This is a genomic window from Pseudomonas sp. KH_046_1, from assembly GCF_057839025.1.
In genome coordinates this window covers 5233215-5259132 of sequence record NZ_CM174481.1, presented here as the reverse complement: position 1 = coordinate 5259132, position 25918 = coordinate 5233215, and the positions used below count along the sequence as shown (strand labels likewise).

Genomic DNA, 25918 nt, shown 5'->3' with positions numbered 1-25918 from the left:
GTCAGATCCCTCAGAACTGGAAGTAAAGGAACGGCGAGAAGCTTTGCGCCGAGAGTTTGAGAATCGAGGCGATGAACAGCAGCAGCACCAGCGCACGCATCACGTAGCGCGACCAGTCAGCGGTCCAGTAGGCCGGTTGCACCTGGGCTTCGACGCCGACGGTGTAGCCAGGCTGATGGATGCTTGCCGGGTTATCCCCAGGCACGGCCTTGATCGTTCCCGGTGTCGCAGCGGCCGGGCCGTCGGTGTCGACGTTCACGGCAGGCTTGGTCTTGACCGGAGGCTGATTGCTGTAGAAATCCCGCAGGCCGAAGAACGCCAGGGTCACGTAGGCCACGATCAGGGTCGCCACTTGCAGACCGGTGAGGCTGGCCTGGTTGAGTTCCGACAGCGACCAGTCGCCGAAGCTGAACATCGCGCCGTACATGCGCCCGGCGACGTGCAGGTTTTCCGCGCGGAAGATCACCCAGCCCATCACCACCAGCAGGAAAGTCAGTGCCCAGCGGATCGGGTTGATGCTGCGTGGCGAAGTGTTCAGGCCGATGGCTTTTTCAATCGCCAGCCACATGCCGTGCCACGCACCCCAGACGATGTAGGTGATGTTCGCACCGTGCCACAGACCACCGAGCAGCATGGTCAGGAACAGGTTGCGATAGGTCATCAGCGTGCCCTTACGGTTACCGCCGAGGGTGATGTACAGATAGTCACGCAGCCAGGTCGACAGGCTGATGTGCCAGCGCCGCCAGAACTCGGTGATCGACTGGCTGATGTACGGCTGCTTGAAGTTTTCCATGAAACGGAAACCCATCATCAGGCCTAGGCCGATGGCCATGTCGCTGTAACCGGAGAAGTCGAAATACAGCTGCGCGGTGTACGCCAGGGCGCCGAGCCAGGCATCGCCCGTGGTCGGGTTTTGCAGGGCGAAGCAGTGGTCGGCCACCACCGCGAGGGTGTCGGCGATGAAGACTTTCTTGATGAAACCCTGCATGAACCGCGTGCAGCCCTCGGAGAACTTGTCGAGGGTGTGGGTGCGGTTGTTGAACTGGTCGGCCAGGTCGCGAAAACGCAACACGGGGCCGGCGATCAAGTGCGGGAAGATCGCCACGAACGCCGCGAAGTCGATCAGGTTGCGGGTCGCCGGGGTGTCACCACGGTAGACGTCGATGATGTAGCTGATGGACTCGAAGACGTAGAACGAGATCCCGATCGGCAGCAGCACGTGGGTCAGGATGAACGGCTCCAGGCCCACCGACGTCATCATTGCGTTGATGCTGTCGACACCGAAGTTGGCGTACTTGAAGTAGCCGAGGATGCACAGGTCGACGGCCACGCCGAGCAGCAGCCAGCGCTGTGCCGGTTTGGTCCTGACCCCGGCGGCCCCGACTTTCAGGCCGATCCAGTAGTTCCACAGCGTGACGCCGGCGAACAGCGCGAGGAAGTCCACACGCCACCAGGCGTAGAACACGTAACTGGCAATCAGCAGCAGCAGATTGCGATAGCGTTGCCCGCTCAGGTAGTACAAGCCGAGAAAGATCGGCAAGAACAAAAACAGGAACACGTTGGATGAAAATACCATCCCGATCTCTCCTTGTTTGAATCAACAGTCAAGGGCCAACGGCCCCCCCAAACCCCCCACAAAAATCAGGGGGGCTAACTCAATAAACCTACTTTCGACACCGACCCTGTGGGAGCGAGCTTGCTCGCGATGAGGGAGTGTCAGTCGACATCGATGTTGAATGTCAGACCGCTATCGCGAGCAAGCTCGCTCCCACAGGTTTTGTGTCTGCCTTCAAGAACCCTTGCTGCCCTTTTCATTGGCCGGGTCGTAGACCTTGGTCAGGTCACCGCCGAGGCGGAAGGTCTTGAACGGTTGCATCTTGTGTTTCTTCGCCAGCACCTCGGGCGAGCAGGTGTAGAGCGTGCAGAACGGTTCGAGCCAGGCGAATTTCGAGTCGACCTTCAAGTCGGTCATGTCCTGTTCCTTGCCGTTCTTTTCCTCGAACTCATCCGGGTCTTTCACCCCGGCGAGTACCCGGTCACCCAGGCGTTTCAGTGCGCCATTGTTTTCCTGACGCAAGTCCACGCCATTGACCTGGGCGAAACTGGCGATCATCGCCAGCGGCGGCAGGGCGTAGTTGTGGTACGCCAGCGCCCGTTGTTCACGCTTGAGTTCGTTGGGCAGATAGCCGTCGGCGTCAACCTGGTTGGCGCCGACCTTGTATTCCTTCACGGCCCAGTCGAACAGGTCGCGGCGGTTGGTGGCGACGGACGTGGCCATCACCGACCAGGCGGCCCAGTACGAGTGGTTGTTGGTCTGCTCGAGCGGCAGGTTGTCCCAGTCGCTGACCACCTGGTCGGCCATCTTGCTGAACCAGGCTTCGATCAACTGCGACTCTTGCTGATGGTTGGCCAGCGGACGGGAGTCGGAAAACTTCAGGCGAATGTATGAAGACGCCATGCTGCCCAACGCCCATTTACGCATCGACTTGCCGGTGTGGTTGAAGTCCTTGGACATCAGCGCGTCAGCCTGGGCCCAGGCCGTCAGCCAGCTCAACGTACAGTCAAGCTGTTCCGGGCGGCCGTCACGCATGAACTGCATCACGCGCTTACTGATGCCGCGCTCGATCTTGGTGATGTCGGCGGTGCTTTCGCGGAAGGCTTTTTCAGACTGAACGTTCAAGGTCGAACGGGCCTTGTCCGAGCCTTCGTACTTGCTGCGAAATTGCAGCGAGCCGGTGTAGGGCGTCGGCATCGCATCGCAGCCTTCGCTCTTGTCGCCGGTTTTGACTTTCTCAATCGGTGCGAAGTAACCCTGTGGCGGACGCAATGGCGCCGCCGCTTGTGTGGCGCCAGCAAACATCGCCAGGCTCAACAGCGTCGGTGCCAACAGATGCTTCAGTTTCGGATTTCGCATAGCAGACCTCATTGCCCGGCCGAAGCGGTACGTTGCTCAGCGCCCGGGAATACGTTGCGTTTGCAGATTTTCGCTTCGACTTTCTGTGGCGCGGCACCGGCTTGCTCCGGGCCCTGGACTTCAACGGCCAGCAGGTTCTGCGAGGCCCAGTCTTCGTCCGTGCGCAACTCGAAAGCGAAACGCCCGTCAGTATCGGAAGTTTCCGGTTTGTCGATCTTGATGTCCTCGTGGCGACCGTTCATGTACCAGAGGGTGGCTTGCAGGGTTTTCACCGAAGTGTCGGCGAAGCGGATGTCGACCTGGTGACTGGCGTTGCGCAGGTCCAGGTTCTTGCTGTTGACCATCAACTCGTTTTTGCCCGGCTTGAGCGTGGCGCTGCCGGACATCTGTGCATCCTTGCCTTCGCAACCGTTGTCCAGCAGCGCCATCATCTGGCGGTAGATGGTTTCCTGGTCGAGGCGGTACAGCGGCGAGAATTCCCAGATGAGAATCTTCGGCGGGTTCTTCTGGAACTCGTCGCTGCCCAGGTACTGCAGCATCGAACCTTCCAGGCCGCCGCCGGGGAACGCCACGTTGAGAATGTCGGCGCCGATGGCCTCTTCGAGGAAACCAGAGAAGTTGTAGTTCTTGCCGCTGTGGGAGGTACCCACCAGGGTGATTTGCGGGTTGCCGGATTCGCCGAACAAATCGCCATCGCCCGCTTCGCCCTTCGGCTCGGTGGTGAACTGATCCATGTATTGGATCGCGTAGCTGGTGCCACAGAGTTGACCGGCCATGTTGTGCAATGTTCCGGTCTTGCCCATGCGACCCGACTTTTTGGTCTCGAATTCGCGCTTGGGAATGTCGGCGAACTCAGGCAATTGCTTGACCTTTTCGGCGACGATTTTCGCCGTGCGCTGGGCACCGTACGGGGTCCAGTGCTGGTCGCCACGAAAGTAGAAGTCGTGGGCGGGCAGGGTGTCTGGCAACGACTCGTCGGTCAGCGGCGACAGGTCCGGGACGACGTAGCCCATCTGCGCGAAACGACCGAGCATGGACTTGTAGTTCCTCAGCGCCTTGTCGAAGTCGAAGCTGGCCTTCTCCGCCGGGTTGAGCTTGTTGCGGTTCACCAGGCCACGGGTCGGTTGGTACACGACGACCAGTTCCACGCCTTTGCTCTTGAACGCATCGTGCAGTTGTTTCATGCGTTTGTAGCCGGCGGGCGAGGTGTCGAATTCGGTGCGCAAGTCTTCTTGCGTACGGAACAGCCAGTCGCCTTGAGCCTGTACCAGCGTGGTGAAGTTCTGCTGATAACGGGTGGTGTAGTTCTTCGCATCGTGGGCGGCCGGGCACAGGCTGCAGCACGGTTCGGCAGTGAATTTGGGTGGGCTTACTTTACCGGCAGCTTCATCGGCACGCGCGCCGCCGCTGGCCGCGAGAATGCCGGCGGTCAAGGCCGACAGGCTGAGTAATTTGATCAAGTGTGGGTGCATAAGATTATCCTCAGTCCCGCATTTCGGTCTGGCGTTCGACGGGGTCGATCAGCACGGCTTTCTGCTGGCGTACCAGCAGGTCGAGAATTTCATCCTGGCGCTCGCCAAGAATGCCGGTGAAGCTGATACCGCTGGATTTGGTCGGTGCGAGCATGGACACGCGATACAACTCGACACTCAGCGGCGAGTCGATGGACAGCGGGCCGCTGCCGTTGGCCGCCAGCTCACCGCCGACCACGATCAGCGACACCTGGGCGTCAAACGGGTCGAGCTTGATGTCACGGTCGGTGTTGCTCAGGTCCTTGATGTGCCCGTAGACACCGGTCAGGCCGTTGGCCATGGATACGTTTTCGTACAGGCGAATGTTCACGCTGTTACGAATGCGGATGCCGTGGCGGCGGTTGCTGACGACTTTGTTGCCCCACAGCAGGTTGTCGGCACTCTCGTAGAGGGTGATGCCATCGGTGTGGTTCTGGTAGATCTCGTTGTGGGCGATCAGGTTGTTGACGCTGTTACGGTCGATCACCAGGCCTGACAACTTGTTGTCGTAGCTGCGGTTGTTGAAGATGAAGCTGTCGTTGACCTCACGGGAAATAATGATCCCGTGCTTCTTCTTCGTTCCATACACCGTGTTGTCGGCAATGATCAGACCGTGGGAACGGTCGTGCGGGTCAATGCCGTAGACGATGTTGTCTTTGTAGGTGTTGCCCTTGACCACGAAGTCGCGGGTTTCATAGCAGTAGAAGCCGTACCACATGTCCGAGAATTCGGAGCCGACGATCCAGCCGGTCGGTTCAGGGCGCTTGAGCACCTTGGCCATGTTCGGCGTGTATTGGGAAATACTCACGCCGTAGGACTTACTGTTGGCGTAGCCGAAACTGGCGATCTTGCTGTTGGCGATGTAGGTCTCGGTGCCGCCCCAGGACAGCAGGAACGGACGGAATTCCTTCGGCGAGTTGAACGTCGCCGGGCCGTTGTCCTTCTCGCGCCAGCCAGTGATTTTGGTATCGCGAACGAACAGTTGGCCGTCGTTGACCAGGAACGCACCGGCCTCCTGGGACAGGCGCAGTTCCTGGGTCTGCTTGTCGATTTCCAGAATGCCGTGACGACCGACCACGATCGGCAACTTCGCCAGGAACACACCCGGCGAGGTTTCGCTGAAGTACTGCTTGGGAACCTTTTTCGCCAGGTCCTTGAGGTTCATGTAGCCGTCGTCGACGAAGATCGCCTGGGGGATGCCGTGCTGACGCACCACCCACTCGGCCATCTTGTTGTCGCCACCGATGAAGTCCTTCAGGGCGTCTTCCTGCATCATCCGGCGCACGCTGATCTTGCCGGCCTTGCTGCGCACGATTTTCGCGGCGATGGCCTCGGCGGTGTAGCCGGAAACGTCCGGCAGTTTCGGCGTGGCCAGTTCCAGCGGTGCAGTCGGTGCGCTGCTGACGGTATAGGTCTTGGCCTGTTGCAGTTCCTTGGCCACGGTTGCCGGCTTTGCAACTGGCTCCACATTGGCGAAGGCAGTCGCACTGGCCAGCAGCATCGCGCCGGCCAGCAGGCTGATCGAGCCCTTTATGGCTTGATGATTCATCTGGGAGACTCCCTTCGCAATGTGCATCAGAAGCGCCAGATCACGTCGATGAACGCGCGGTGCATGTACGAATCGACTTCCTTGCCGTACGCATCGCCCGGCTTGAACACGCCGCCACGCAAGCGCACCAGGGCCGAAGGCTCATCGATCGCCTGACTCATCGACGCCGGCAACAAGCCTTGCTTGAAGTACTTGGTCACCACCAGGTCCATTTCCTGACCGAGGTCTTTCTCGCCATCGTTCAGTGGCAGGGAAGTACTGGAGAGGATCGCGCCGGTCACGTCGTCGGTGTTGTTCTGCACGGCGTCGATGCCGTTGCTGCCGACCGGCTTGTTGCCGTCGACGCGCCAGAATTTGTGGTAGATCAGGCTGGCGTCGTATTCGTCGTTGAGCATCCACGAACCGAACAGGGTGGCGCTCTGCAGGTTGTTCATTTCGCCACGGAACGCTTCGCCGAAACGGTGCACGCGCGAGCGGGTACCGGTGTAGTTCGAGCGGTTACTTTCCAGACCGTTCTGTTCATAGTCTTCGCTGGCACGGGCGTAGGCCGCACCGACTTGCCATTGCGGATCGAGGCGCAGGCGAACACCCAGGTCGGTGGCCCAGCCATCGACATCGCCGCTGCGCTTGGCTTGTGCGGGAGCGGTGCCATCGGCGTTCAGTGGGTTGACCGTGTCGCGGTCGCCGCTCATGCCGGTGATGCTGCCCCAGTAGTTGACGGTGTTGGTGTTGCGCCAGTTGTAGGCGTCGCTGTCGGCGGTGAGGCCGAGCCAGCTGATGTCACCGTTCTGTTTCTTGTCCAGCGAATCGCTCGGCACGCCCGGTTGTGCGTAGTCGAGTTTGCCGTCGTCGTGGGTGTGGTGGCCGCGAATGCCGACCCAGTTGCCCGGTGTCCATTGGTACGCCGCATCGGCGTAAGCGTGCAGACGATCCTTGTCCTCTGGCGCGAGTTCCTTGAGGTCGGTGCGGTACTCGCTGAAGCGTTCGGCGATACCGACGTTGGCGCGCAGCAGGGTGGTGTCGAAGGTCCAGTTCAGGGCTTCGATGTTGGTGTCGCGCCATTGGCCGTCGTCATTGCGCAGGCGCTGGCGACCGAACTTCAGGATCTCGCCGGGGTAAGGCGTGAAGCCGCTGTAGCCGACCCAGAACTCACGCATGGCCAGGTAGTTCTTCTTGGTTTCGCGATCACCGTTGTCAGTGTTCTCGGCGCCATCGGATTGTTGCAGGGTGTCGGTCTCGATGATGTCGGTGGACGTCACCGCTTGACCCATGGCGTAGGCGCTCCACGCGCCGCTTTCGCCGTAGACCCACGGACGCAGGTCGAGGCCGACGCCGTTGACGTCGCCGCCGTCGGCGGTGCCGAGGTCACGGTCGTCTTCGGACTGGCCGGTGATTTTCACGTCCAGGCCGAAGTTCTTGGTTTCTTCAGTCATCGCAGCAAGCGTCGGGCAAGACCAGATCAGCGCGAATGTGAGGCCAATGCCGGCCTTCATGAATGGATTCAACTTCATTGGGATTCCTCGCCATCTTCTTCTTGCAGGGCATGCATTTCCGGCGTGTTCGGGCTCAGGGCACCGCGCACGGCCTGTTCTTGTTTCAACAGGCGTTGGGCTTCGGCCAACCGGTCGGGCGGCAATTGCGTTTGGATTGTTTGCGCAAGCTCGGTGGCTTGCGGAGTGTTCTGGGCCAGGGCCAGTTGGCTGAAAACGTAGGCGTTCAGCGGATCAGGCTTGGTGCCTTTGCCTTGGGAAAACAGTTGGGCAATGGCGAAGTCGGCGCTGTTCTGGCCGTTGCGCGCAGCGGTCAACAGATGGTCGAGGGCCTTCTGCGGATAGACCTTGCCCAGGTAGCCACGGCGATAGATCTGGCCGAGGTAGTAATCGGCAGCGACTTCACGGCCGACGGCTTTCTGGAAATGCGCTTCGGCAACCTTGGCGTCGGCCGGTACCAGTTTGCCTTCGAAGTAGAGCTTGCCCAGCAACAGCTCGGCGCGGGGCTGGTCGGCGGCGCGGCCGTTGTCCAGGTACTTCATCATCTGGTCGACGTCGCCGAGTTCCGGGAAGTCGTAGAGCAGTTGCGCGAGGGTGACCCACGACGCCGGGTAGCCCGGTGCGATCGGTTCGAGCAGCGACTGTGCGGTCTTTTCGTCGGTCTTGCCCAGGGACGCATCGGCGAGCACGCGGGCGACGCTGTCGACGCGCTGCGCCGAAACGGTGCCTTGGGCATGAGCCGCTTGCATCTGCTTGATCAGCTCGGCCTGTTGCTCTGGCTTGGCCTGTTTCTGATAGACCGTGGCCAGTTCGACGTAGCAGATGTCGCTGATGTTGAGCGCGGCCTTGCAGATTTTTTCCACGTCATCCAGATGCTGGTCGTAGGTGCCCTGGGTGCGATAGAGCAACACCTGCGCCAGACCTGCTTCCGGCTTGCCTTCGGCGCGCCATTGGCTGATCTGCTGCTGGGCATTCACGTTGGGGAAACTGTGCGGGTATTGCAGGTACAGCATCGCCAACGGGATCAGCGTGTTGCCTTCGCCTGCCGCAGCGGCTTTTTTCAACAGGGTTTCGGCTTCGTGTTGTTCCGCTTCGGTGGAACCGGGCTTGGCCACCAGCAGACGACCGAGGCGTGCCTGGGCGCGCGGCGAAACGCTGGCCGCGGCGCGGTAAGTCGCCTCGGCCTGTTTCATCTGCGCCGGGTCATGGCTGTCGACCTGGATATCGGCCAGGCCAACCTGGGCTTCGCTGTAGCCCAGGTCGGCCAGTTGCCGGTAGTTCGCCGCGGCAGTGGTGGTATCACCGCGCTTGAGCGCTTCGTTGGCCAGGCGCTGGTCGGGCAGGCCGGCGCAGCCGCTGAGGCTGACCGCCAGGGCTAGCGAACAGAACGCAAATCCCATGTGGGAGCGAGCTTGCTCGCGATGCGGCTGGCTCGGTGCATCAGACAGACCGCGTCGATCCCATCGCGAGCAGGCTCGCTCCCACAGGGTCGGCGGCGTGTTGAGGGTTGGAGTAGTCACAGGCATGTCCTCGACTTAAAGACCGACAGCCATGGCTTTGTCGATCAGCCAGTTCAGGTTCGGGCCACGGTCGCTGTTCACTTCCACCGGGCGGCCGACGAGGGAGCTGTCCAGGGATTCGTCCGGCTGGATCAGCACGCGGATGTCCGAAGACAGGTCGGCGCTTTTCAGGCTGGTGCTGCTGACGATCTTGCCGGTGCGACTCTTGTCCTCGCCGGCGATCTGGAAGCGCACCGAAGTACCCGGGCGCACGTCGCCGAACTGGCGATAGGAGAAGCGCGCTTCAACATTGGCTTCGCTGCCCCGCGGGACCAGTTGGAAGATCACGTCGCCCTTGCTGGCGTACTGACCGTTGGCGACCATTTGCTGGGCCACGGTGCAGTCGCAAGGCGAGGTCAGGGTGCCGGTCATCTGCTTGCCGAACAGTTCTGCAACCTTGGCCGGTTGCAGTTGGTCTTCGTCCAGATGGCCCTTGAGTACGTCGAGCATGCTGGTGCTGAAGGTCGCCAGCGGTGCGCCCTTGGTGGCCACGCCGTCGGCTTTCACCAGGCTCTGCACGGTGCCGTCGCGGGGCATGGTGATGTTCACGCCCGGCACGCTGACCAGACCGGCCTGGGCGTGGCTGACGAAGTACATGCCGTACACCGATTTGAAAATAAAACCGAACGCGGCCACGCCGACAACGAAGACCCCCAGGCTGAAGGTCACGGCTTTCATGCGGCCGAACGCGGTCATGCCGTGGCCGCCGTCCTTCATCTTGCGCGCCTTGGTGAAGTTGTCGCGCTGCAGGGTCGCCAGCATTTCACCCACGCTGACGATGTCGCCAGCCAGGTGCGAAGTGATCAGGTGGCGCAGGGTCGAGATGTCCCGTGGTTCCAGGTTCTGGAACTGGCAGCCGGCGCGTCCGGTCTCGCGGTCGAAGGAGCGGACCTGCAACTCGACGTCCATGGCCAGGCCGAGGTTGTCAATCAGGAATTGCAGGCGGGCCTTGTACACGTCACCGATCTTCAGTGGCAATTGACCGGCGTTGAACGCCAGGCCACCGGCGGACAGGTCGATCACCCGGGCTTCGACCGGCGTCCGGTCAGGGCCGAAGAAACGCAACTTGGCCGGGATTTTCACTCGGGCGTGTTGGCGCTGGGCTTCGGATTCGTGCACTACGTTGGCGTTGACGGCGGTATTCATAGGGGGCGTTTTCCTAGTTAATTCAGGCGAGTTCGGTCAGACCATCAACAGCAGCACGGCGACAAAAATGCTGCCGGCAGAGAAGGTCATGGTCCGAGACGACCAGGTGTTGAACCAACGTTGAAAGCTGGCGAGATCACGGGTCAGAGACGTGGGTTGGCGAGTCCAGGACTGTTGGTCGAGGCGGAAGAACACGTAGATCTTCACCAGCGCGCCGACGATCTGGTTGTAATAGAGAATCGCCGGGTAGGCCGGACCGATCCGGTGACCGGAGCACGACAGCAACAAGGTCAGGATGAACCGGGTGATGCCGATCCACAGCAGGTACACCAGGATGAACGCGGTGCCGTACTTGAAGCTGGCGATCAACGCCACGGTCAGGCCCAGCAGCGAGGTCCACATCGACACGCGCTGGTCGAACAGCACCACCGAAGTGAACGCACCGAGGCGTTTGATCCCCAGGCCCAGGGCGCGGGAGTTCTGCCGCAGGTTGTTGCCGTACCAGCGGAACATCAGCTTGCGACTGGCCTTGATGAAGCTCTTTTCCGGCGGGTGCTCGACGGTGTTGATCGCGGCGTCGGGCACGTAGAAGGTGTCGTAGCCCAGGCGCATCAGGCTGAACCAGCTCGACTTGTCGTCGCCGGTAAGGAACTTGAAGCGACCCAGGCGCCAGTGTTGCAGCGAGTCGCTTTCCACGTCGGCGATGAATTCCGGGTTGGTGACCACGGTGGCACGGAACACCGACATGCGGCCGGTCATGGTCAGCACGCGCTTGGACAGGGCCATCGAGCACATGTTGATGTGACGCTGGGCGAAACGCAGCTTGTGCCATTCGCTCATGATGTAGCCGCCGCGCACTTCGCAGAACTCGTTGGTGGTCAGGCCGCCGACGTTGCCGAACAGCTGGAACCACGGCACGGTCTTGCGCACCACGCCTTCGCCGAGCACGGTGTCGCCATCGATCACGGCCACCACGGCGCGGTCATCCGGCAGGTGTCGGGAGATGGCGCGGAAGCCGTAGGCCAGGCCATCGCGCTTGCCGGTGCCGGGAATGCGCACGAAGTCGAGCTTCACCCGGGACGGCGGGTTCATCCGGTTCCACAGGCTTTTGACCAGCAGCTCATCGGACATTTCCACGATGGAGCAGACCACGGTGGTCGGCAGGCCGCAGTCGATGGCTTCGCGGATCACCGAGCTGTAGACCTGCGCGGTGGTCAGGGCATCGATGCGGAAGCTGGTGACCATCAGGAACACGTGGGACGGGTCAGCCGCTTTGCCCAGCTTGCGCACTTTGCGCCGCAGGTACGGGTAGACGATGTACAGAAAAATCATGCCGCGCACAAAGTGCGTGGCACCCATCGAGTAGCGCCAGATACCGACGATACCGATCAGGAAAATGAAGTCCTTCGACTCGGAGTCGAACGTGGACACGGGCAACGCCATGGCGAGGCCCATCAGTAAACTCAGGTAGAACAGCCAACCGGCGGCCTGGAGTAGGCCGTGCTTTAGCCTGTGCATAATCGGAATCCTAAAGTCAGTTGCAAGCCCCAAGCTTCAAGCCCCAAGCGAGGAGCTTTGAACTTGCGGCTTGGAGCTTGAAGCTTGCGGCTGCTTTACCAGCAGATACCTTCGGCCCGGCTATTCGTGCTGGTGGCCTTGGACATGAAACCAACCAGGTCGATCACCTGCTTGCCGTGTGGAACGTCCTGCACCAGGGCGCGGAATTTCTCGTCACGGTTGCCGAGGATGATCACGTCGGAGTTGTTGATCACCGCGTCGAAATCGGAGTTCAGCAAGGACGAGACGTGAGGGATCTTCGACTCGATGTAGTCCTTGTTCGCACCGTGAACGCGGGCGTACTCGACGTTGCTGTCGTAGATGCTCAGGTCGTAACCCTTGCCGATCAGCATTTCCGCCAGGTCAACCAGCGGGCTTTCGCGCAGGTCGTCGGTGCCGGCCTTGAAGCTCAAGCCCAGCAGGGCGACTTTGCGTTTGTCGTGGCTGGAAACGATGTCGAAAGCGTTCTGCACCTGGGATTCGTTGCTGCGCATCAGCGAGTTGAGCAACGGCGCTTCCACGTCCAGGGAACCGGCGCGGTAGGTCAGGGCACGCACGTCTTTTGGCAGGCAAGAGCCGCCGAAAGCGAAGCCTGGGCGCATGTAGTACTGGGACAGGTTGAGGGTCTTGTCCTGGCAGACCACGTCCATCACTTCGCGACCGTCGACACCGACCGCCTTGGCGATGTTGCCGATTTCGTTGGCGAAGGTGACCTTGGTGGCGTGCCACACGTTGCAGGTGTACTTGATCATCTCGGCGACCGCGATGTCCTTGCGGATGATCGGTGCGTCGAGCTCTTCGTACAGCGATTGCAGAACGTCGCCGGAAGCCTTGTCGAATTCACCGATGACGGTCATTGGCGGCTGGTCGTAGTCGGCGATGGCGGTGCTTTCGCGCAGGAACTCAGGGTTCACGGCCACGCCGAAATCAACGCCGGCTTTCTTGCCGGAGCAGTCTTCGAGAATCGGGATGACCACGTTGGCCACGGTACCCGGCAGCACGGTGCTGCGCACGACGATGGTGTGGCGGGTGGTCTTGTCACGCAGGACAAAACCGATTTCGCGGCACACTGCCTCGATGTAGTTCAGCTCCAGGTCGCCGTTCTTCTTGCTCGGCGTGCCCACGCAGATCATCGACAGGTCGGTGTCGCGAATCGCCTCGGCGAAGTTGGTGGTGCCACGCAGACGACCGGTCTGGATGCCCTGTGCCAGAAGTTCGCCCAGGCCTGGTTCAACGATCGGCGATTTGCCGGCATTGATCATATCGATCTTGTCTTTGGCCACATCGACGCCAACGACGTCATGGCCCCGTGCAGACAGGCAACCGGCACATACTGCGCCGACGTAACCCAAACCAAAAATGCTGATGCGCATCGCAATTACCTCTGTATTGATCAAGCCATTAGATGGCCGGAGTTAATGGTGTTCAGCGTGTTTTAGTGCACTCGCAAGTGTGCCTTACAGGCGCAACAATGCCGTGTGCTGGCATATAAGTTACGAGTGTCTAAATAAATGCACTCAAGGTGTGCGCAACTAGGCCTTGTTGTTATGATTTGCCCTGTTATGCAGCCGATCCTCCTTTCAGAAAGATGCAGGTGCAACGGCCTTGCACGCTTGATGTCAGGCCGAAAGCCCGTGGATCAAGCGGTTTGGTGCTCGGGTGAGCACGTTTATAGGGGCGCTGTCGTGGCCTTGTAGGGGATAGTCATATTGCGTTATCTCCTGTCAGTCTGGTGTTGTCCAAATCGGCGATCAGGTGAGTGTTACAACTTCGCTACATGAATCGCTTATCTGCGTAAGTTATCTCGTACACGCTCGGCGAGAATCGTTACCGGTGGTATGAGCGGCGCGTTTGGACATAGTTCCAGTCCGCTCATCGTCAAATCTGAAATTTCTTGAAATATTGAGAAAGATGGCACTGCTCTCAAATTGATAGCACTTGCCGTTTCGCCCTTTATATATAGGCGGATCATTGGGCGGGATATTTTTTTGCCACTACTGTTAAAAAAAGTCAGTGCCACTACGCAAAAAAATGTTCGAAGTCGAGTGAAACTAAAGTTAGAAAATCGGGTGATGTATTTTTGGCGCCACAAATATGGCGAAAAGGCGGGGAAGGCTGAAGTGAATCAAGGGTCGGCGCACGAGGGTTGTGGAGGTCGTGCGCCGACCGGATGCATCACTCTGGTGCGTGATCGCGCAGAAACACCAGATTGTCCGGTTTGGATTGTTCGGCGCTGTAGCGATAGCCTTGAACGTCGAACTGCTTGAGGATGGCCGGGTCGTTGATGCGTTCTTCGATGACGAAGCGGCTCATCAAACCGCGGGCCTTTTTCGCGTAGAAGCTGATGATCTTGTACTGGCCGTTCTTCAGGTCCTTGAATTCGGTATTGATGATGCGCGCGTTCAAGGCGTTGCGCTTGACCGCCGAGAAGTACTCGTTGGACGCCAGGTTGAGCAGCACATCATCGCCTTGATCGACCAGGGCTTCGTTCAGCCATTCGCTGATGCGCGTGCCCCAGAAGGCATACAAATCCTTGCCCCGGGCGTTGGCCAGCCTGGTGCCCATTTCCAGGCGGTAGGGTTGCATCAGATCCAGCGGGCGCAGCAGGCCATATAGGCCGGAGAGCATGCGCAGGTGTTTTTGGGCGTAATCGAAATCGGCTTCGCTGAGGGTTTGTGCATTCATGCCGGTGTACACATCGCCCTTGAAGGCCAGCAGCGCCTGCTTGGCGTTTTCCGGGGTGAACGCAGGCGTCCAGCTGCCGAAACGCGCGGCGTTGAGCCCGCCGATCTTGTCGGAGACGTGCATCAACTCGCTGATTTGCGCGGGCGTCAGCTCGCGCAATTGCAGGATCAACTCCTGGGAGTGGTCGAGGTACTGCGGCTGGGTGAAGCGTTGGGTCGCCGGCGGTGTTTCATAGTCGAGGGTCTTGGCGGGTGAAATCACCATCAGCATGAAGTCGTCTCCTTTAATCGTGACGGCGATTCTAGGGGGTTGTCGGTGTTGACTCCAGCTATCAGGGTCATAGTTGATCAGCGGTTCGCCACAAACCTGTGGGAGCGGGCTTGCTCGCGAAGGCGGTGTATCAGTCGACATTTTCGGTGAATGTCATACCGCATTCGCGAGCAAGCCCGCTCCCACAGTGGTTCAGTGTTGCTGCAGGAGGTGTGCCTGGATCAGCTATAGTGCCGCGCGGGTTTTGTTATGGAGACATCCCATTGCGCATCGCTTTTCTCATCTCGATCTGGCTACTGAGCTTCGGCGCCATTGCGGCACCAAGCGATGTGGCGACACTCGATCGCAGCACCTGGCCGGAAAAGCTCGGCAACCCGACGCTGTTCGACGTGGCGTCCAGGGCCGAGATCCTCATGTTTTCCAGTGTGCTGTTGACCAGCGAGGCGCTGGATGAACCCGCCCTGGCCCAGCGCCTGGGCCTGCGCACGATCAATCTGGAGTCGGTCAACCGGGTTCGCCAGCGCATGTGGCAACGGCTGCTGGCCAACTACAACTTCGCCCAACAGAGTTGCGACCAGGATGCCTCCTTCTGTTTCCTGGTCGAAGACCTGCCCACCTTGCGCGAGCAGGCCGCCAAGTTCCAGGTCGGCGCAGACAGTTACTACATCAAGTGGGCCGAGCCGAGCCGTATGTTCCACACCCAGTACCTGGACGAACAGTTGCGCAAGGCCGCTTTGTCCCCGCAAACCAGCAGCGAAGTCGATCGTTTTGGCGACTATGAGCGCAGCGGCGACGGGATGCATGACCGGCTGTTTCTGCTGACCTTCGACAGCGCCGCCAACGCCGCGCCGGATAACACTGACTGGGTCACCGAGTACCTGCGCAAGTCGAACCTGAGCGGGACGTTCTTCGTCCTTGGCAAGGACATCCAGGCCCGTTTGGCCGAGCATTCGGTGAGTAACCTGCAAGCGACCTACTCGAGCCAGTGCATCGGCGTACAAGGCTGGGAGTTCCGTTCCCACAGCCACTGGCAGGACTGGCAGGACTCGGTGCGACGCAGCGCCGAACTGGTCAAGAGCAAGCTGCCGGAGAACTACGTACCGCTGTTCCGTCCGCCCGATGGCCAGCGCCGTTCCGATGCCGAAGGCTTCTTCAGGACTCAGGGGCTGCAGGTAGCGTTGTGGGACATCGATGCCCAGGACGGTGCCGGCAAACTCAAGGGCAGCCCGAGTGCACAACGGGTGCTGACCCTGATGCTGCTGTGGCGGCACGGAGTGATCAATTTCAATGTGAAACAGGATGCAGTGAAAACGGCGTTGCCGTGGCTGGTTACGCAAACGGCGCCTGTCGGGATCGGCTGGGAAGATTGCCAGGATGCGTTTCGCTGAAAACGACAAAACCCCGTAAACATTGGGTTTTTGGCAATTTTGGAAGGGGATTCGTTGCAGGTGGACTTCCGACTTTAAACGGGTGATGGCAGTCCGCCAAGTGTTATTGGTCAATCTGCAAAATAAACTTCAAAAAAGCGTCAAAGTACTTTTTTCTGTCACACGTTTTGGAGTATTACGAAGACAGACCGCCGAAACCTGCAACACAGGTGGCGTCTTCCAAGACCCCGCATGTATGCAGAACACTTGAGTCCCCGCAGGTGTATTCGGCAGTCACTTCGAGGCGCAGCACCGTCAAGGTATTGCGTCGAATGGCTCCCACAAAGGTGACCGAGTATGGATGATCACGGACGTAGCTCTTCTTCCAACCAGCCAATCCTTTATGTACTCGATACCAACGTATTGATTCACGATCCAAACGCGCTGCTTAACTTCGAAGAACACCACGTCGCGATCCCGATGACCGTGCTTGAAGAGCTCGACAAGCTCAAGAGCGGGCATCACAGCGTAGCCGCCGAATGCCGCCAGGCCATCCGCCTGATCGACAAGACTCTGGGCGATGCCTCACCCGAGGACGTCGAGCAGGGTGTGCCGATCCAGCGTGGCAAAAGCGGACCCAAGGGTTTGCTGTCAATTCTGATGAGCAAGCATGCCGAGCCGAACCTGATTCTGCCCGAGCACCTGAATGACAACAAAATCATCAATCAACTGATCGACCTGCACGCGCGCGACCCTAAGAAGCCCGTGGTGCTGGTCACCAAAGACATCAACATGCGCCTCAAGGCGCGCGCCTGCGGGATCGCGGCCGAGGACTACAGCACCGACCAACTGGTCGATGACGTGTCTTTGCTGCCCAATGGCTACCACAACATGACCGGCTCTTTCTGGGACCGCGTGAGCAAGGTCGAAACCCGTCAGGACCACGGCCGCACCTGGCATCAAGTGCAATTGATCGACAACCTGCCGGCGGTGCACATCAACGAATTCATCATTGATGAACAGGGCTTTGTCGGCTGGATCAAAGAGATCGAAGAGGACCGCTTGCTGATCCTCGACCTGCACCAGGAACCGCTGCTGCACCAGGAAGCCTGGGGCCTCAAGCCGCGTGATATCTATCAGAGCCTGGCGCTGTACGCCTTGCTCGATCCGGACATCCACCTGGTCAACCTGTCGGGTGCCGCGGGTTCGGGTAAAACCATCCTGGCGCTGGCCGCTGCGATCGAGCAGACCATGGTCAGCAAACGTTATCGCCGCATCATCGCCACCCGCAGCGTGCAGGGCCTGGACCAGGAAATCGGCTTCCTGCCCGGCACCGAGGCGGAAAAAATGGAGCCGTGGCTGGGCGCCATCACCGACAACCTCGAAGCCTTGCACATGGATGACGAAAGCACCCATGGCAGCGTCGACTACATCCTCAGCAAAGTGCCGTTGCAGTTCAAATCCCTCAACTACATCCGGGGCCGCAGCTTCCAGCAGAGCCTGATCCTGATCGACGAATGCCAGAACCTCACGCCGCACCAGATGAAAACCATCATCACCCGTGCCGGCGCCGGTTCCAAAGTGGTGTGCCTGGGCAACCTGGCACAGATCGATACCCCTTACCTGTCCGCGACCAGCTCCGGGCTGACCTACCTCACTGAACGCTTCAAGGACTTCCCGAACGGGGTGCACATCACCCTGCAAGGGGTACCACGCTCGATCCTGGCCGAATACGCCGAATCGCATTTGTAACTGTCCACCGAAACCGGGCGGCCGCAAGGTCGCCCGGTTTTTTGTACGCTGTTTACAGAGATTCCGAAAAATAGCCCTTGAGGGTTTCCGTCAGAATTGATTGAGCGTTCAATACCTCTTTGGTGGGCTCAGGCTGTGAGCGATTAAACTTTTTTCGCGTCCAGCTGAAAAATAAGGGGCCATCAATAATGTGTTCATTGTGTTCCGCCAAATATAATTTGGTCATCGAGGCATACCTGGGGAAAACATGAAAATGTAGCTCATGATTGAGCTCGGAAATACGCATTATGTATATTTTCTCAGGAGAAAATAGAGTGTTTAAGGCTTGCTCCGTAAATTCCAAACCTTTCATCAGTTCAGCACTTTCCGCCGAACTTAGTTCTGCGAGTTTAAATATGCCCCGCTTAAGAGAAATAATCATGTAGCCAGGGATGTCACAGTCCCGGCAATGAGAGATTATGATGTGTTTTCCTGAGTAAATTGTCCGCGCTGACATGGACTAGCCTCCCGTGTGCCACCATGGTTGACGTGTAGGACCTGCCCCGTTGAGCTTCTGCCTGAGGTCAGTAGAAAAAACCTAATGCGATACCTCAGTACTGAAATTTTTAGAATCGTTAGCTTTGTTGGTCAGTTTTCCTCGAATTAACAAATTGGTCTAACATTCAGTTGTAGGAAGTTTCATAGCGGGCCATGAGCGGGTACTTACGGAAAATTCTCACGTCGAAATTTGTTATAGAATAATCAGTAACTTATCGGCTGGTGCACCAATTAAAACTGATCGCTGATGGCAGAAAAAGCGAATGTTCAGTAGGCTTTTGTTACATTTCTTTCTGTTGTTTGGTATGACTTTAATTTGTGTTTTTAAAACTTAATAATGAATCGCATCTGAAACTGTCCATCGAGTCCGGGCGTATGAGGAACCTGTGGGAGCGAGCTTGCTCGCGATGACGGTGTGTCAGTCGACATCTCGGGTTAATGACAGGCCGCTTTCGCGAGCAAGCCCGCTCCCACATTGGTTTGTGGTGGGCCGACAATCGTGCGTGCGGAAATCTGACCCGCAGGTTTACAATCGACGCTCCTGATCAGGAGTAATCCCGTGCTGACTCATCTCGATTCCCAAGGTCGCGCCAACATGGTCGACGTCACTGAAAAAGCCGTGACGTTCCGTGAGGCGACCGCCCAAGCGCTGGTGCGCATGCTGCCCGAAACCCTGCAGATGATCGTCAGCGGCGGCCACCCCAAAGGTGATGTGTTTGCCGTGGCGCGCATTGCCGGCATTCAGGCGGCGAAGAAAACCAGCGATCTGATTCCCCTGTGCCATCCGCTGATGCTGACCGGCGTCAAGGTCGAGCTCAGTGCCGAAGGCGACGATTCGGTGCGCATCGTGGCGCGCTGCAAGCTGTCCGGGCAGACCGGCGTCGAGATGGAGGCCCTGACCGCTGCCAGCGTCGCCGCGCTGACGATCTACGACATGTGCAAGGCCGTAGACCGTGGCATGACCATCGAAAGCGTGCGTCTGCTGGAGAAGGTCGGCGGCAAGAGCGGACATTTCCAGGCGGAGCAGTCATGAACGTTACCGTGAAGTTTTTCGCCCGTTATCGTGAAGCGCTGGGGCTGGACTCGGTGAAAGTGGAAGGCAACTTCGTCACCGTCGACGATGTCCGCGCGCTGTTGGCCCAGCGTGACGGTGCCGAGGTGTTGAGCGAACAGAACCTGATGTGCGCCCGCAACGAAGACCTGTGCCAGCTCGACGAGCCGGTCAGCGAGGGCGATGAAGTGGCGTTCTTCCCGACTGTGACCGGAGGCTGAGCCATGGCGATTCGCGTGCAGTCCACGGCGTTCGACCCGGGTGCCGAAGTCAACGCCATGCACGATGCCAATGTCGGCGTGGGTGCGGTGGTGAGTTTTGTCGGCTACGTGCGGGACTTCAATGACGGCCTCGATGTGGCCGGGATGTTCCTCGAACACTATCCGGGCATGACCGAAAAGGCCCTCGGCAAGATTGCCATCGAGGCCGAGCAGCGCTGGCCGTTGCTCAAGCTGGAAGTGCTGCACCGCATCGGCGCCCTGGAACCGGGCGAGCCGATTGTCTTCGTCGGCGCGGCCAGTGCCCATCGTCAGGCGGCTTTCGACGCCTGCGCCTTTGTCATGGATTACCTGAAAACCCGTGCGCCGTTCTGGAAGAAAGAAAACACCAGTGACGGACCGCGTTGGGTCGAGGGGCGTGACAGTGATCATGCGGCGGCGGATCGCTGGAAGCAGTAGTTTCTGCGGCGTTCTTGAGTCAGTCATCGCGAGCAAGCTCGCTCCCACAGTGGATCTGGTTGAACATAAATTTTGTGTACGACGCAGAACCCTGTGGGAGCGAGCCTGCTCGCGATGGCGTCATCTGCACCACAAAAAATCTTGATGATTCACCACCCGACCATCGGCCGGCACGGGCTGCATTTGCCTCATTGACGATTTATACGTAAAAGTCCAGTATGGAATTATAAGTACAAAAAATGTTTCCACCCGTTTCAGCTTTTTCTTCTGTCTTGCCAAACCAACAACAACCGCGAGAAAACGAACATGAAGAAGTTCCCCCTCATCACCGGTCTGGCCCTGAGCCTGTTGGCGTGCAGTTCTGTGTTCGCCGCCGAGAAAACCTTGCGCATCGGTATCGAAGCGGCGTATCCACCGTTCGCCTCGAAAACCGACAAAGGCGAAATCGCCGGTTTCGACTATGACATCGGCAACGCCCTGTGCGCGCAGATGAAGGCCAAGTGTGTGTGGGTCGAAGGCGAGTTCGACGGTCTGATTCCTTCCCTGAAGGTGAAGAAAATCGACATGGCGCTGTCGTCCATGACCATCAATGAAGACCGCAAGAAGTCGGTGGACTTCACCCACAAGTACTATTTCACTTCGTCGCGTCTGGTGATGAAGGATGGCGCGGTGGTGGATGACCAGTACGCCAGCCTCAAGGGCAAGAACGTCGGTGTGCAGCGTGCCACCACCACCGATCGTTACGCCACCGAAGTGTTCGAGCCCAAGGGCATCAACGTCAAGCGCTACAGCAACAACGAAGAAATCTACATGGACCTGGCAGCCGGTCGTCTCGACGCGATTTTTGCCGACACCATTCCACTGAATGACTTCCTGTCGATGCCGCGTGGCAAGGGTTACGCCTTTGTCGGGCCGGAGCTGAAAGATCCGAAATATGTGGGCGAGGGTGCCGGGATTGCCGTGCGCAAGGGCAACGCCGAGTTGGTCAGCGAGCTGAACACGGCCATTGATGGCATTCGTGCCAGTGGTGAGTACCAGAAGATTTCGGACAAGTACTTCAAGTCCGACATATACGGCGACTGATAGTCCGCTATCGCGAGCAAGCTCGCTCCCACAGGTTCAGTGGTGTACATATCTCTTGCGCACGACTCGGACACTGTGGGAGCGAGCTTGCTCGCGATGAGGCCCTGCCAGCCAATACATCTCTTGGGGCTCAGCCCTTCAATTCCTTCAAATGCTTGTACACCGTCGCCCGGCCCATGTTCAGCACATTGGCCACGTAGTTCGATGCGCTTTTGCCCTTGAACGCGCCTTCGGCGTGCAACGCCAGCACCAGTTCCCGCTTGTGGTCGCGAGTCAGCAGATTCAGGCTCAATTGGCGCTCGCGCAGCCAGGCGTGGAGGAAGGTGTTGATCCGCTCCTGCCAGTCATCGCGAAACAGTGAATCCGGTTGCGGGATCAGCTTGGTCGGCGACAGGAACAGGTCCAAAGCGGCCTTGGCATTTTCGAACAACGAAATATTCAGGTTGATGCACAGCACCGCCAGCGGACGATCTTCGCTGTCCCGTAGCACGGTGCTGAGGCTGCGAATCTTCTGACCATCCCAGTTGAGCTTTTCGTACGGCCCGATGTTTCGTTCGCTGACATCTTCGCTGAGCATGTCTTCCAGCGCCGAGTCGTCGCCGATTTCCCGCTTGGACAGGTTGTTGGCGATGTAGTCGACCTTTTGCGTGCGCAGGTCGTGCAGCACCACTTCGGCGTGGGGAAAGAACAGCGTGGCGATGGCGTCGGCAATCGCGTGGAAGTTATCCAGGGACGTGTCGTCCAGGGCCGAGTCTTTTTCGGGGGCGTTCATACAGTGGAACTCCGGGCAGCGTCAGCGCCCCATCAAAGGGGCGCTGAAAGTGTGCCGTAATCGTGTGGGCACGTCACCTGAGGATCAGGATCAGGATCAGCCGAGGCGGGCAGGGGAGAGCATTTCGGCATTCAGGCCGAAATGGCTGAGTGACTCGGGCAATGCGGCGCCGCGCACCAGTGCCGCGCTGGCCTGGCCCATGGCCGGCGAGGTCTGGATGCCATAACCGCCTTGTGCCGCGACCCAGAACAGCCCCGGTACCTGTGAATCGAAGCCGGACAGCAAGTCGCCGTCGCTGACGAAGCTGCGCAGGCCGGCCCAGGTGCGGGTCGGGCGGCGAATGGTCAGGGTCGTGGCTTCTTCGATCTGGTAGATGCCCATGGCGATGTCCAGCTCTTCGGGCTGCACATCGTGGGGTTCCACCGGGTCGGCGTTGGCCGGCGAACCGAGGAACATTCCGGCGTCGGGTTTCATGTAGAAGGATTCGTCGAGGCTGACCAGCATCGGCCAATTGTGGATGTCCACGCCTTCGGGGCCGGCGAAGATGAACGCGGCACGGCGTTTGGGTTGCAGGCCCAGGGGCTTGGCGCCAGCCAGTTCGCCGATCTTGTCGGCCCAGGCGCCGGCGGCGTTGATGATGATCGGCGCGCTGAACGTCTGGCTGCCGGTCTGGACCTGCCATGTACCTTGGCCGTCGCGGCTCAGGCTGACGACTTCGCTGTCGGTATGCACTTCGCCCTGGTTGCGGCGGATACCGCGCAAATAGCCCTGGTGCAGGGCATCGGTGTCGATGTCGCTGGCGGTCGGATCGTAGATGGCGCCGTGGACCTTTTCCCGGCGCAGGACCGGCACCAACGCGCAGGCCGCGTCGGCGTCGAGCAACTGCATCTCCGGCACCGTGGTTTTTGCGCTCTGGTATTGCCTGTGCAGTTCGTCCGGGTCACCGGTCAGGTCCACGGTCATTTCGCCGCGCGGGGTCAGCAGCGGGTGTTCGCAGAAACCGCCGGGCGGGTTGTCGAAAAAGTCCCGGCTGGCCAGGGTCAACGCCCGCACTTGCGGGGTGCCGTAGGCCGCGGTGTACAGCGCCGCCGAACGACCGGTGGAGTGATAGGCCGGATGGGATTCGCGTTCGAGCACGATCACGCGGCCGTGCTGCGACAGCCAGAAACCCGTGGAAGCACCGGCAATCCCGCCGCCGATGATGATGAAATCTGCCTGGCTCATGAACGTCTCCAGTGAAGTGCGATGCTGAAATTGTGGTGATCCCCTGTGGGAGCGGGCTTGCTCGCGAAAGCGGTGTGACAGTCGACATCGCAGGTGAATGTCGGACCCTATTCGCGAGCAAGCCCGCTCCCACAGGTTTCGCGGTGTTAGTGATGTCGGCGATAGATCGCATTGGCCAGCGCAATGTCTTCCAGGCCCAGGCCGATCGAGCGGAAAAACACATGGCGATCGTAATCGGGGCGCAGGACTTTTTCGCTGAGCAGGTCGGGCAGGTCGCCGATAATCGCGCTTTTGTCCCAGCCGTGCCGTTCGGCGGCGATCAGCATTTCACCGGCCGAGTCCGGGGTGGTCAGGCGATAGTCGCAAAACACCTGCATGTCTCTGAGGCTTTGCGGCGGCACTTCATGGGCGCGCGGCGCATTGGTACTGATGGAGGTGATAAGCGCTGGTTTGCACAGGCTTGACGGGTCGATCACCGGACCGGCGGACGAGGTGCAGAGCATGATCACGTCGGCGTCCTGAACGGCAGCTTCGCGACTGTCGACGATGTTCAGGCGTGGCTCGATGTTTTTCAGCAGGCTCACGGTTTCGGCGTCTTCGCTCAAGCTCGGCGAGTACAGGCTGATGCTCTGCCAGTCGCGCAGGCCTTTTACGTAATGCAGGTGCGCCTGGGCCACTTTGCCGCTGCCGATGATGGCCAGGCGATTGGCTGTGAGTGGCGCGAGGGCGTCGACCGCCACGGCGGTGGTGGCCGCGGTGCGCGCGGTGGTCAGTTCTCCGGCATCGCACAGCAACAGCGGCTGGCCGGTTTGCATCGACATCAACAGCGTCCACGCCGTCACCAGCGGCCCCTGTTCACGGACGATGTATGGCGATGTCTTGATCCCGTACACACCGTCTTCGGCCAGCACGCCCAGGTAGTTGATGAAGTCGCCGGCGCCCTGTGGAAACTCCACCAGTTGCTGCGCCGGTTGTACGGCTTGCCCGGCGGCCAGGTCGCGGAACAGTTTGCGCAGGATCTGCGGCACATCAACCTGCGCCAGTAGCTCGCGAGCCTGGGCTTGGGGGATCACTTGGGGCGCACTGGACATGGTCGGCTCCGGAGTTGGAAGTAAACTAATTTGTCCATTATGGACTTTTAGATATCTCTGGCAAGCTCCTGTTGAAAAAAGCCGGGCGAAAAAAAAGCGCAGTCCGTTGCCGGCTGCGCTTGTCTTTTCAGCGTCGCTTAATGAGGACGCTTGCGTTCAACGGCCCGCAACAGATGCGTCGGTGGCGTTTCACAGCTGATCTTGCGCCCCAGCTTTTCCTCGATGGACGGTAGCTGGTAGGAGTCATCTTCACCGGCAAAGCTGATGGACACGCCGTCGGCACCAGCACGACCGGTACGACCGATGCGGTGCACGTAGTCGTCCGGCACTTCCGGCAGGGTGAAGTTGATCACGTGGCTGATGCCGTCGATGTGGATGCCGCGACCGGCCACATCGGTGGCGACCAGGACGCGGATCTTGCCTTCGCGGAAGCCTTCGAGGGTCTTGATGCGCTTGTGCTGCGGCACGTCGCCGGACAGTTGCGCGGCGTTGATGCCGTCACGCACCAGGCGTTCTTCGATGCGCCGCACTTCATCCTTGCGGTTGGCGAAGACGATGACCCGCTCCCAACCATTGTCGTTGACCAGGTTGTAGAGCAGTTTGTATTTGTCGGCAGCGGCCACCGCGTAGATGTGCTGCTCGACGTTTTCGTTGGCCACGTTCTGCGACTCGATCTCGACGATCGACGGGTCGGTGGTCCATTGCTTGGCCAGGTTCATCACGTCTTCGGTGAAGGTCGCGGAGAACAGCAGCGTCTGACGCTCGGACTTCGGCGGCGTCTGGCGAATGATCTGGCGCACTTGCGGGATGAAGCCCATGTCGAGCATGCGGTCGGCTTCGTCCAACACCATCACTTCGACCATGTCCAGATGCACGTCGCCGCGCTGGTTGAAGTCCAGCAGGCGGCCCGGCGTGGCCACGAGGATGTCGCAGTGGCGGGCTTCGAGGTGCTTGAGCTGCTTGTCGAAGTCCATGCCACCGACGAACGTCATGACGTTGAGGCCGGTGTACTTGGTCAGGTCGGCGGCGTCCTTGGCGATCTGCACCACCAGTTCGCGGGTCGGCGCGATGATCAGTGCCCGTGGCTCACCCATGTAGCGCTCTTTCGGCGGCGGCGTTTGCAGCAACTGGGTGATGATCGAGACCAGGAACGCAGCGGTCTTGCCGGTACCGGTCTGGGCGCGGCCGATGGCGTCTTTGCCCGCGAGGGTGAAGCCCAGCACTTGGGCCTGGATCGGCGTGCAATACGGGAAGCCCAGGTCCTGGATGGCGTGCATCAGTTCCGGGGCGAGTTTGAAATCGTGGAAGCGGGTCTTGCCTTCCTGGGGCTCGACGACGAAGTCTTCGAGTTTCCATGGGATGACCGGTGCCTTGGGCTTGGGTTCGCGGCGCGGTTTGGCGGGTTTCGGCGTTTCGCTGAGCGGCTGCTCCGGGGCTGTTATCGCCGCAGGCTGGGCAGCTATTGGGGTCTTCGGCTCATGCTTGGGTGCCGCGGTGGTGGCGGCTCGTTCAGATTGATTACCGTCGGTGCGGTGGCCGGGAGCGTGAGACGCAGGGCTGGGAACTGGCGCGAGTTGCTCAGTCTCGCTTTTACCGAACATTTTCTTGAGTGCTTTGAGCACGGTCATCTCATCAATTGATTAAGGAATGTACGCCGGCCAGTGTAATGCAAGAATCGGGCGC

The 25918-nt window shown here is 59.5% G+C and carries 21 protein-coding genes; 6 read left to right on the top strand and 15 right to left on the bottom strand.

The features are described 5' to 3' along the window. Positions 1–10 precede the first annotated feature (10 nt). The 10 genes from AC3IT9_RS24035 to yaaA all read right to left on the bottom strand — a co-directional run bounded on the left by AC3IT9_RS24035 (position 11) and on the right by yaaA (position 14681). Complete coding sequence (locus tag AC3IT9_RS24035) at positions 11–1576, bottom strand: MBOAT family O-acyltransferase (RefSeq protein ID WP_150726842.1); 1566 nt, start codon at positions 1574–1576, stop codon at positions 11–13. A gap of 213 nt (positions 1577–1789) precedes the next feature. Then, complete coding sequence (locus AC3IT9_RS24030; RefSeq protein ID WP_489271177.1) at positions 1790–2914, bottom strand: mannuronate-specific alginate lyase; 1125 nt, start codon at positions 2912–2914, stop codon at positions 1790–1792. Positions 2915–2922: 8 nt separating this feature from the next. Further along, positions 2923–4386 carry an alginate O-acetyltransferase gene (locus AC3IT9_RS24025; protein WP_150726840.1) on the bottom strand — a complete coding sequence of 488 codons (1464 nt, stop codon included), beginning with the start codon at positions 4384–4386 and terminating at the stop codon, positions 2923–2925. Between the two features lie 10 nt (positions 4387–4396). After that, the gene (gene algG, locus AC3IT9_RS24020) at positions 4397–5974 is read right to left on the bottom strand and encodes a mannuronan 5-epimerase AlgG (RefSeq protein WP_489271176.1); all 1578 of its coding nucleotides are present in this window, start codon (positions 5972–5974) and stop codon (positions 4397–4399) included. 26 nt (positions 5975–6000) lie between these two features. Next, positions 6001–7485 (bottom strand): alginate export family protein, encoded by a 1485-nt coding sequence (locus AC3IT9_RS24015; RefSeq protein ID WP_150715469.1) that lies wholly within the window; start codon positions 7483–7485, stop codon positions 6001–6003. After that, positions 7482–8984 carry an alginate biosynthesis TPR repeat lipoprotein AlgK gene (algK, locus tag AC3IT9_RS24010; RefSeq protein WP_489271175.1) on the bottom strand — a complete coding sequence of 501 codons (1503 nt, stop codon included), beginning with the start codon at positions 8982–8984 and terminating at the stop codon, positions 7482–7484. The genes AC3IT9_RS24015 and algK overlap by 4 nt, the downstream gene beginning before the upstream one ends. 15 nt (positions 8985–8999) lie before the next feature. Beyond that, positions 9000–10169: a PilZ domain-containing protein gene (locus AC3IT9_RS24005; protein ID WP_489271174.1), complete on the bottom strand. Its 1170-nt coding sequence runs from the start codon at positions 10167–10169 to the stop codon at positions 9000–9002. Between the two features lie 36 nt (positions 10170–10205). Next, complete coding sequence (gene alg8 / locus AC3IT9_RS24000) at positions 10206–11687, bottom strand: mannuronan synthase (RefSeq protein WP_150726835.1); 1482 nt, start codon at positions 11685–11687, stop codon at positions 10206–10208. A 95-nt stretch (positions 11688–11782) separates the two neighbouring features. Next, the gene (locus AC3IT9_RS23995; RefSeq protein ID WP_046041959.1) at positions 11783–13099 is read right to left on the bottom strand and encodes a nucleotide sugar dehydrogenase; all 1317 of its coding nucleotides are present in this window, start codon (positions 13097–13099) and stop codon (positions 11783–11785) included. A gap of 802 nt (positions 13100–13901) precedes the next feature. Then, complete coding sequence (yaaA, locus tag AC3IT9_RS23990) at positions 13902–14681, bottom strand: peroxide stress protein YaaA (RefSeq protein WP_489271173.1); 780 nt, start codon at positions 14679–14681, stop codon at positions 13902–13904. 263 nt (positions 14682–14944) lie between these two features. On the opposite strand from yaaA, the gene AC3IT9_RS23985 reads away from it, so the two are divergent. Further along, positions 14945–16069, top strand: a complete 1125-nt coding sequence (locus AC3IT9_RS23985; RefSeq protein ID WP_489271171.1) for a polysaccharide deacetylase family protein — start codon at positions 14945–14947, stop codon at positions 16067–16069. Between the two features lie 336 nt (positions 16070–16405). Further along, complete coding sequence (locus AC3IT9_RS23980) at positions 16406–17800, top strand: PhoH family protein (protein ID WP_008050144.1); 1395 nt, start codon at positions 16406–16408, stop codon at positions 17798–17800. Positions 17801–17852: 52 nt separating this feature from the next. On the opposite strand, the gene AC3IT9_RS23975 is transcribed toward AC3IT9_RS23980, so the two are convergent. Next, the gene (locus AC3IT9_RS23975) at positions 17853–18296 is read right to left on the bottom strand and encodes an HIT family protein (RefSeq protein WP_489271170.1); all 444 of its coding nucleotides are present in this window, start codon (positions 18294–18296) and stop codon (positions 17853–17855) included. Between the two features lie 600 nt (positions 18297–18896). Here AC3IT9_RS23975 and moaC point away from each other — a divergent pair. The 4 genes from moaC (at position 18897) to AC3IT9_RS23955 (ending at position 21148) form a co-directional block, all read left to right on the top strand. Next, positions 18897–19370 (top strand): cyclic pyranopterin monophosphate synthase MoaC, encoded by a 474-nt coding sequence (moaC, locus tag AC3IT9_RS23970; RefSeq protein ID WP_056726185.1) that lies wholly within the window; start codon positions 18897–18899, stop codon positions 19368–19370. Beyond that, positions 19367–19609, top strand: a complete 243-nt coding sequence (locus AC3IT9_RS23965) for a MoaD/ThiS family protein (protein WP_489271169.1) — start codon at positions 19367–19369, stop codon at positions 19607–19609. Before moaC ends, AC3IT9_RS23965 begins: the two co-directional genes overlap by 4 nt. Positions 19610–19612: 3 nt before the next feature. Continuing rightward, the gene (gene moaE, locus AC3IT9_RS23960) at positions 19613–20065 is read left to right on the top strand and encodes a molybdopterin synthase catalytic subunit MoaE (protein ID WP_007989960.1); all 453 of its coding nucleotides are present in this window, start codon (positions 19613–19615) and stop codon (positions 20063–20065) included. A 306-nt stretch (positions 20066–20371) separates the two neighbouring features. Then, positions 20372–21148: an ABC transporter substrate-binding protein gene (locus AC3IT9_RS23955; RefSeq protein ID WP_489271168.1), complete on the top strand. Its 777-nt coding sequence runs from the start codon at positions 20372–20374 to the stop codon at positions 21146–21148. Between the two features lie 130 nt (positions 21149–21278). Here AC3IT9_RS23955 and AC3IT9_RS23950 read toward each other — a convergent pair whose 3' ends face one another. The 4 genes from AC3IT9_RS23950 to rhlB all read right to left on the bottom strand — a co-directional run bounded on the left by AC3IT9_RS23950 (position 21279) and on the right by rhlB (position 25863). Beyond that, positions 21279–21920: a helix-turn-helix transcriptional regulator gene (locus AC3IT9_RS23950; RefSeq protein WP_150726829.1), complete on the bottom strand. Its 642-nt coding sequence runs from the start codon at positions 21918–21920 to the stop codon at positions 21279–21281. A gap of 96 nt (positions 21921–22016) precedes the next feature. Continuing rightward, positions 22017–23144: an NAD(P)/FAD-dependent oxidoreductase gene (locus tag AC3IT9_RS23945; RefSeq protein WP_489271167.1), complete on the bottom strand. Its 1128-nt coding sequence runs from the start codon at positions 23142–23144 to the stop codon at positions 22017–22019. 146 nt (positions 23145–23290) lie between these two features. Next, positions 23291–24235: an ornithine cyclodeaminase family protein gene (locus AC3IT9_RS23940; protein ID WP_489271165.1), complete on the bottom strand. Its 945-nt coding sequence runs from the start codon at positions 24233–24235 to the stop codon at positions 23291–23293. 137 nt (positions 24236–24372) lie between these two features. After that, positions 24373–25863 (bottom strand): ATP-dependent RNA helicase RhlB, encoded by a 1491-nt coding sequence (gene rhlB, locus AC3IT9_RS23935; protein ID WP_223447211.1) that lies wholly within the window; start codon positions 25861–25863, stop codon positions 24373–24375. Positions 25864–25918: the final 55 nt, after the last annotated feature.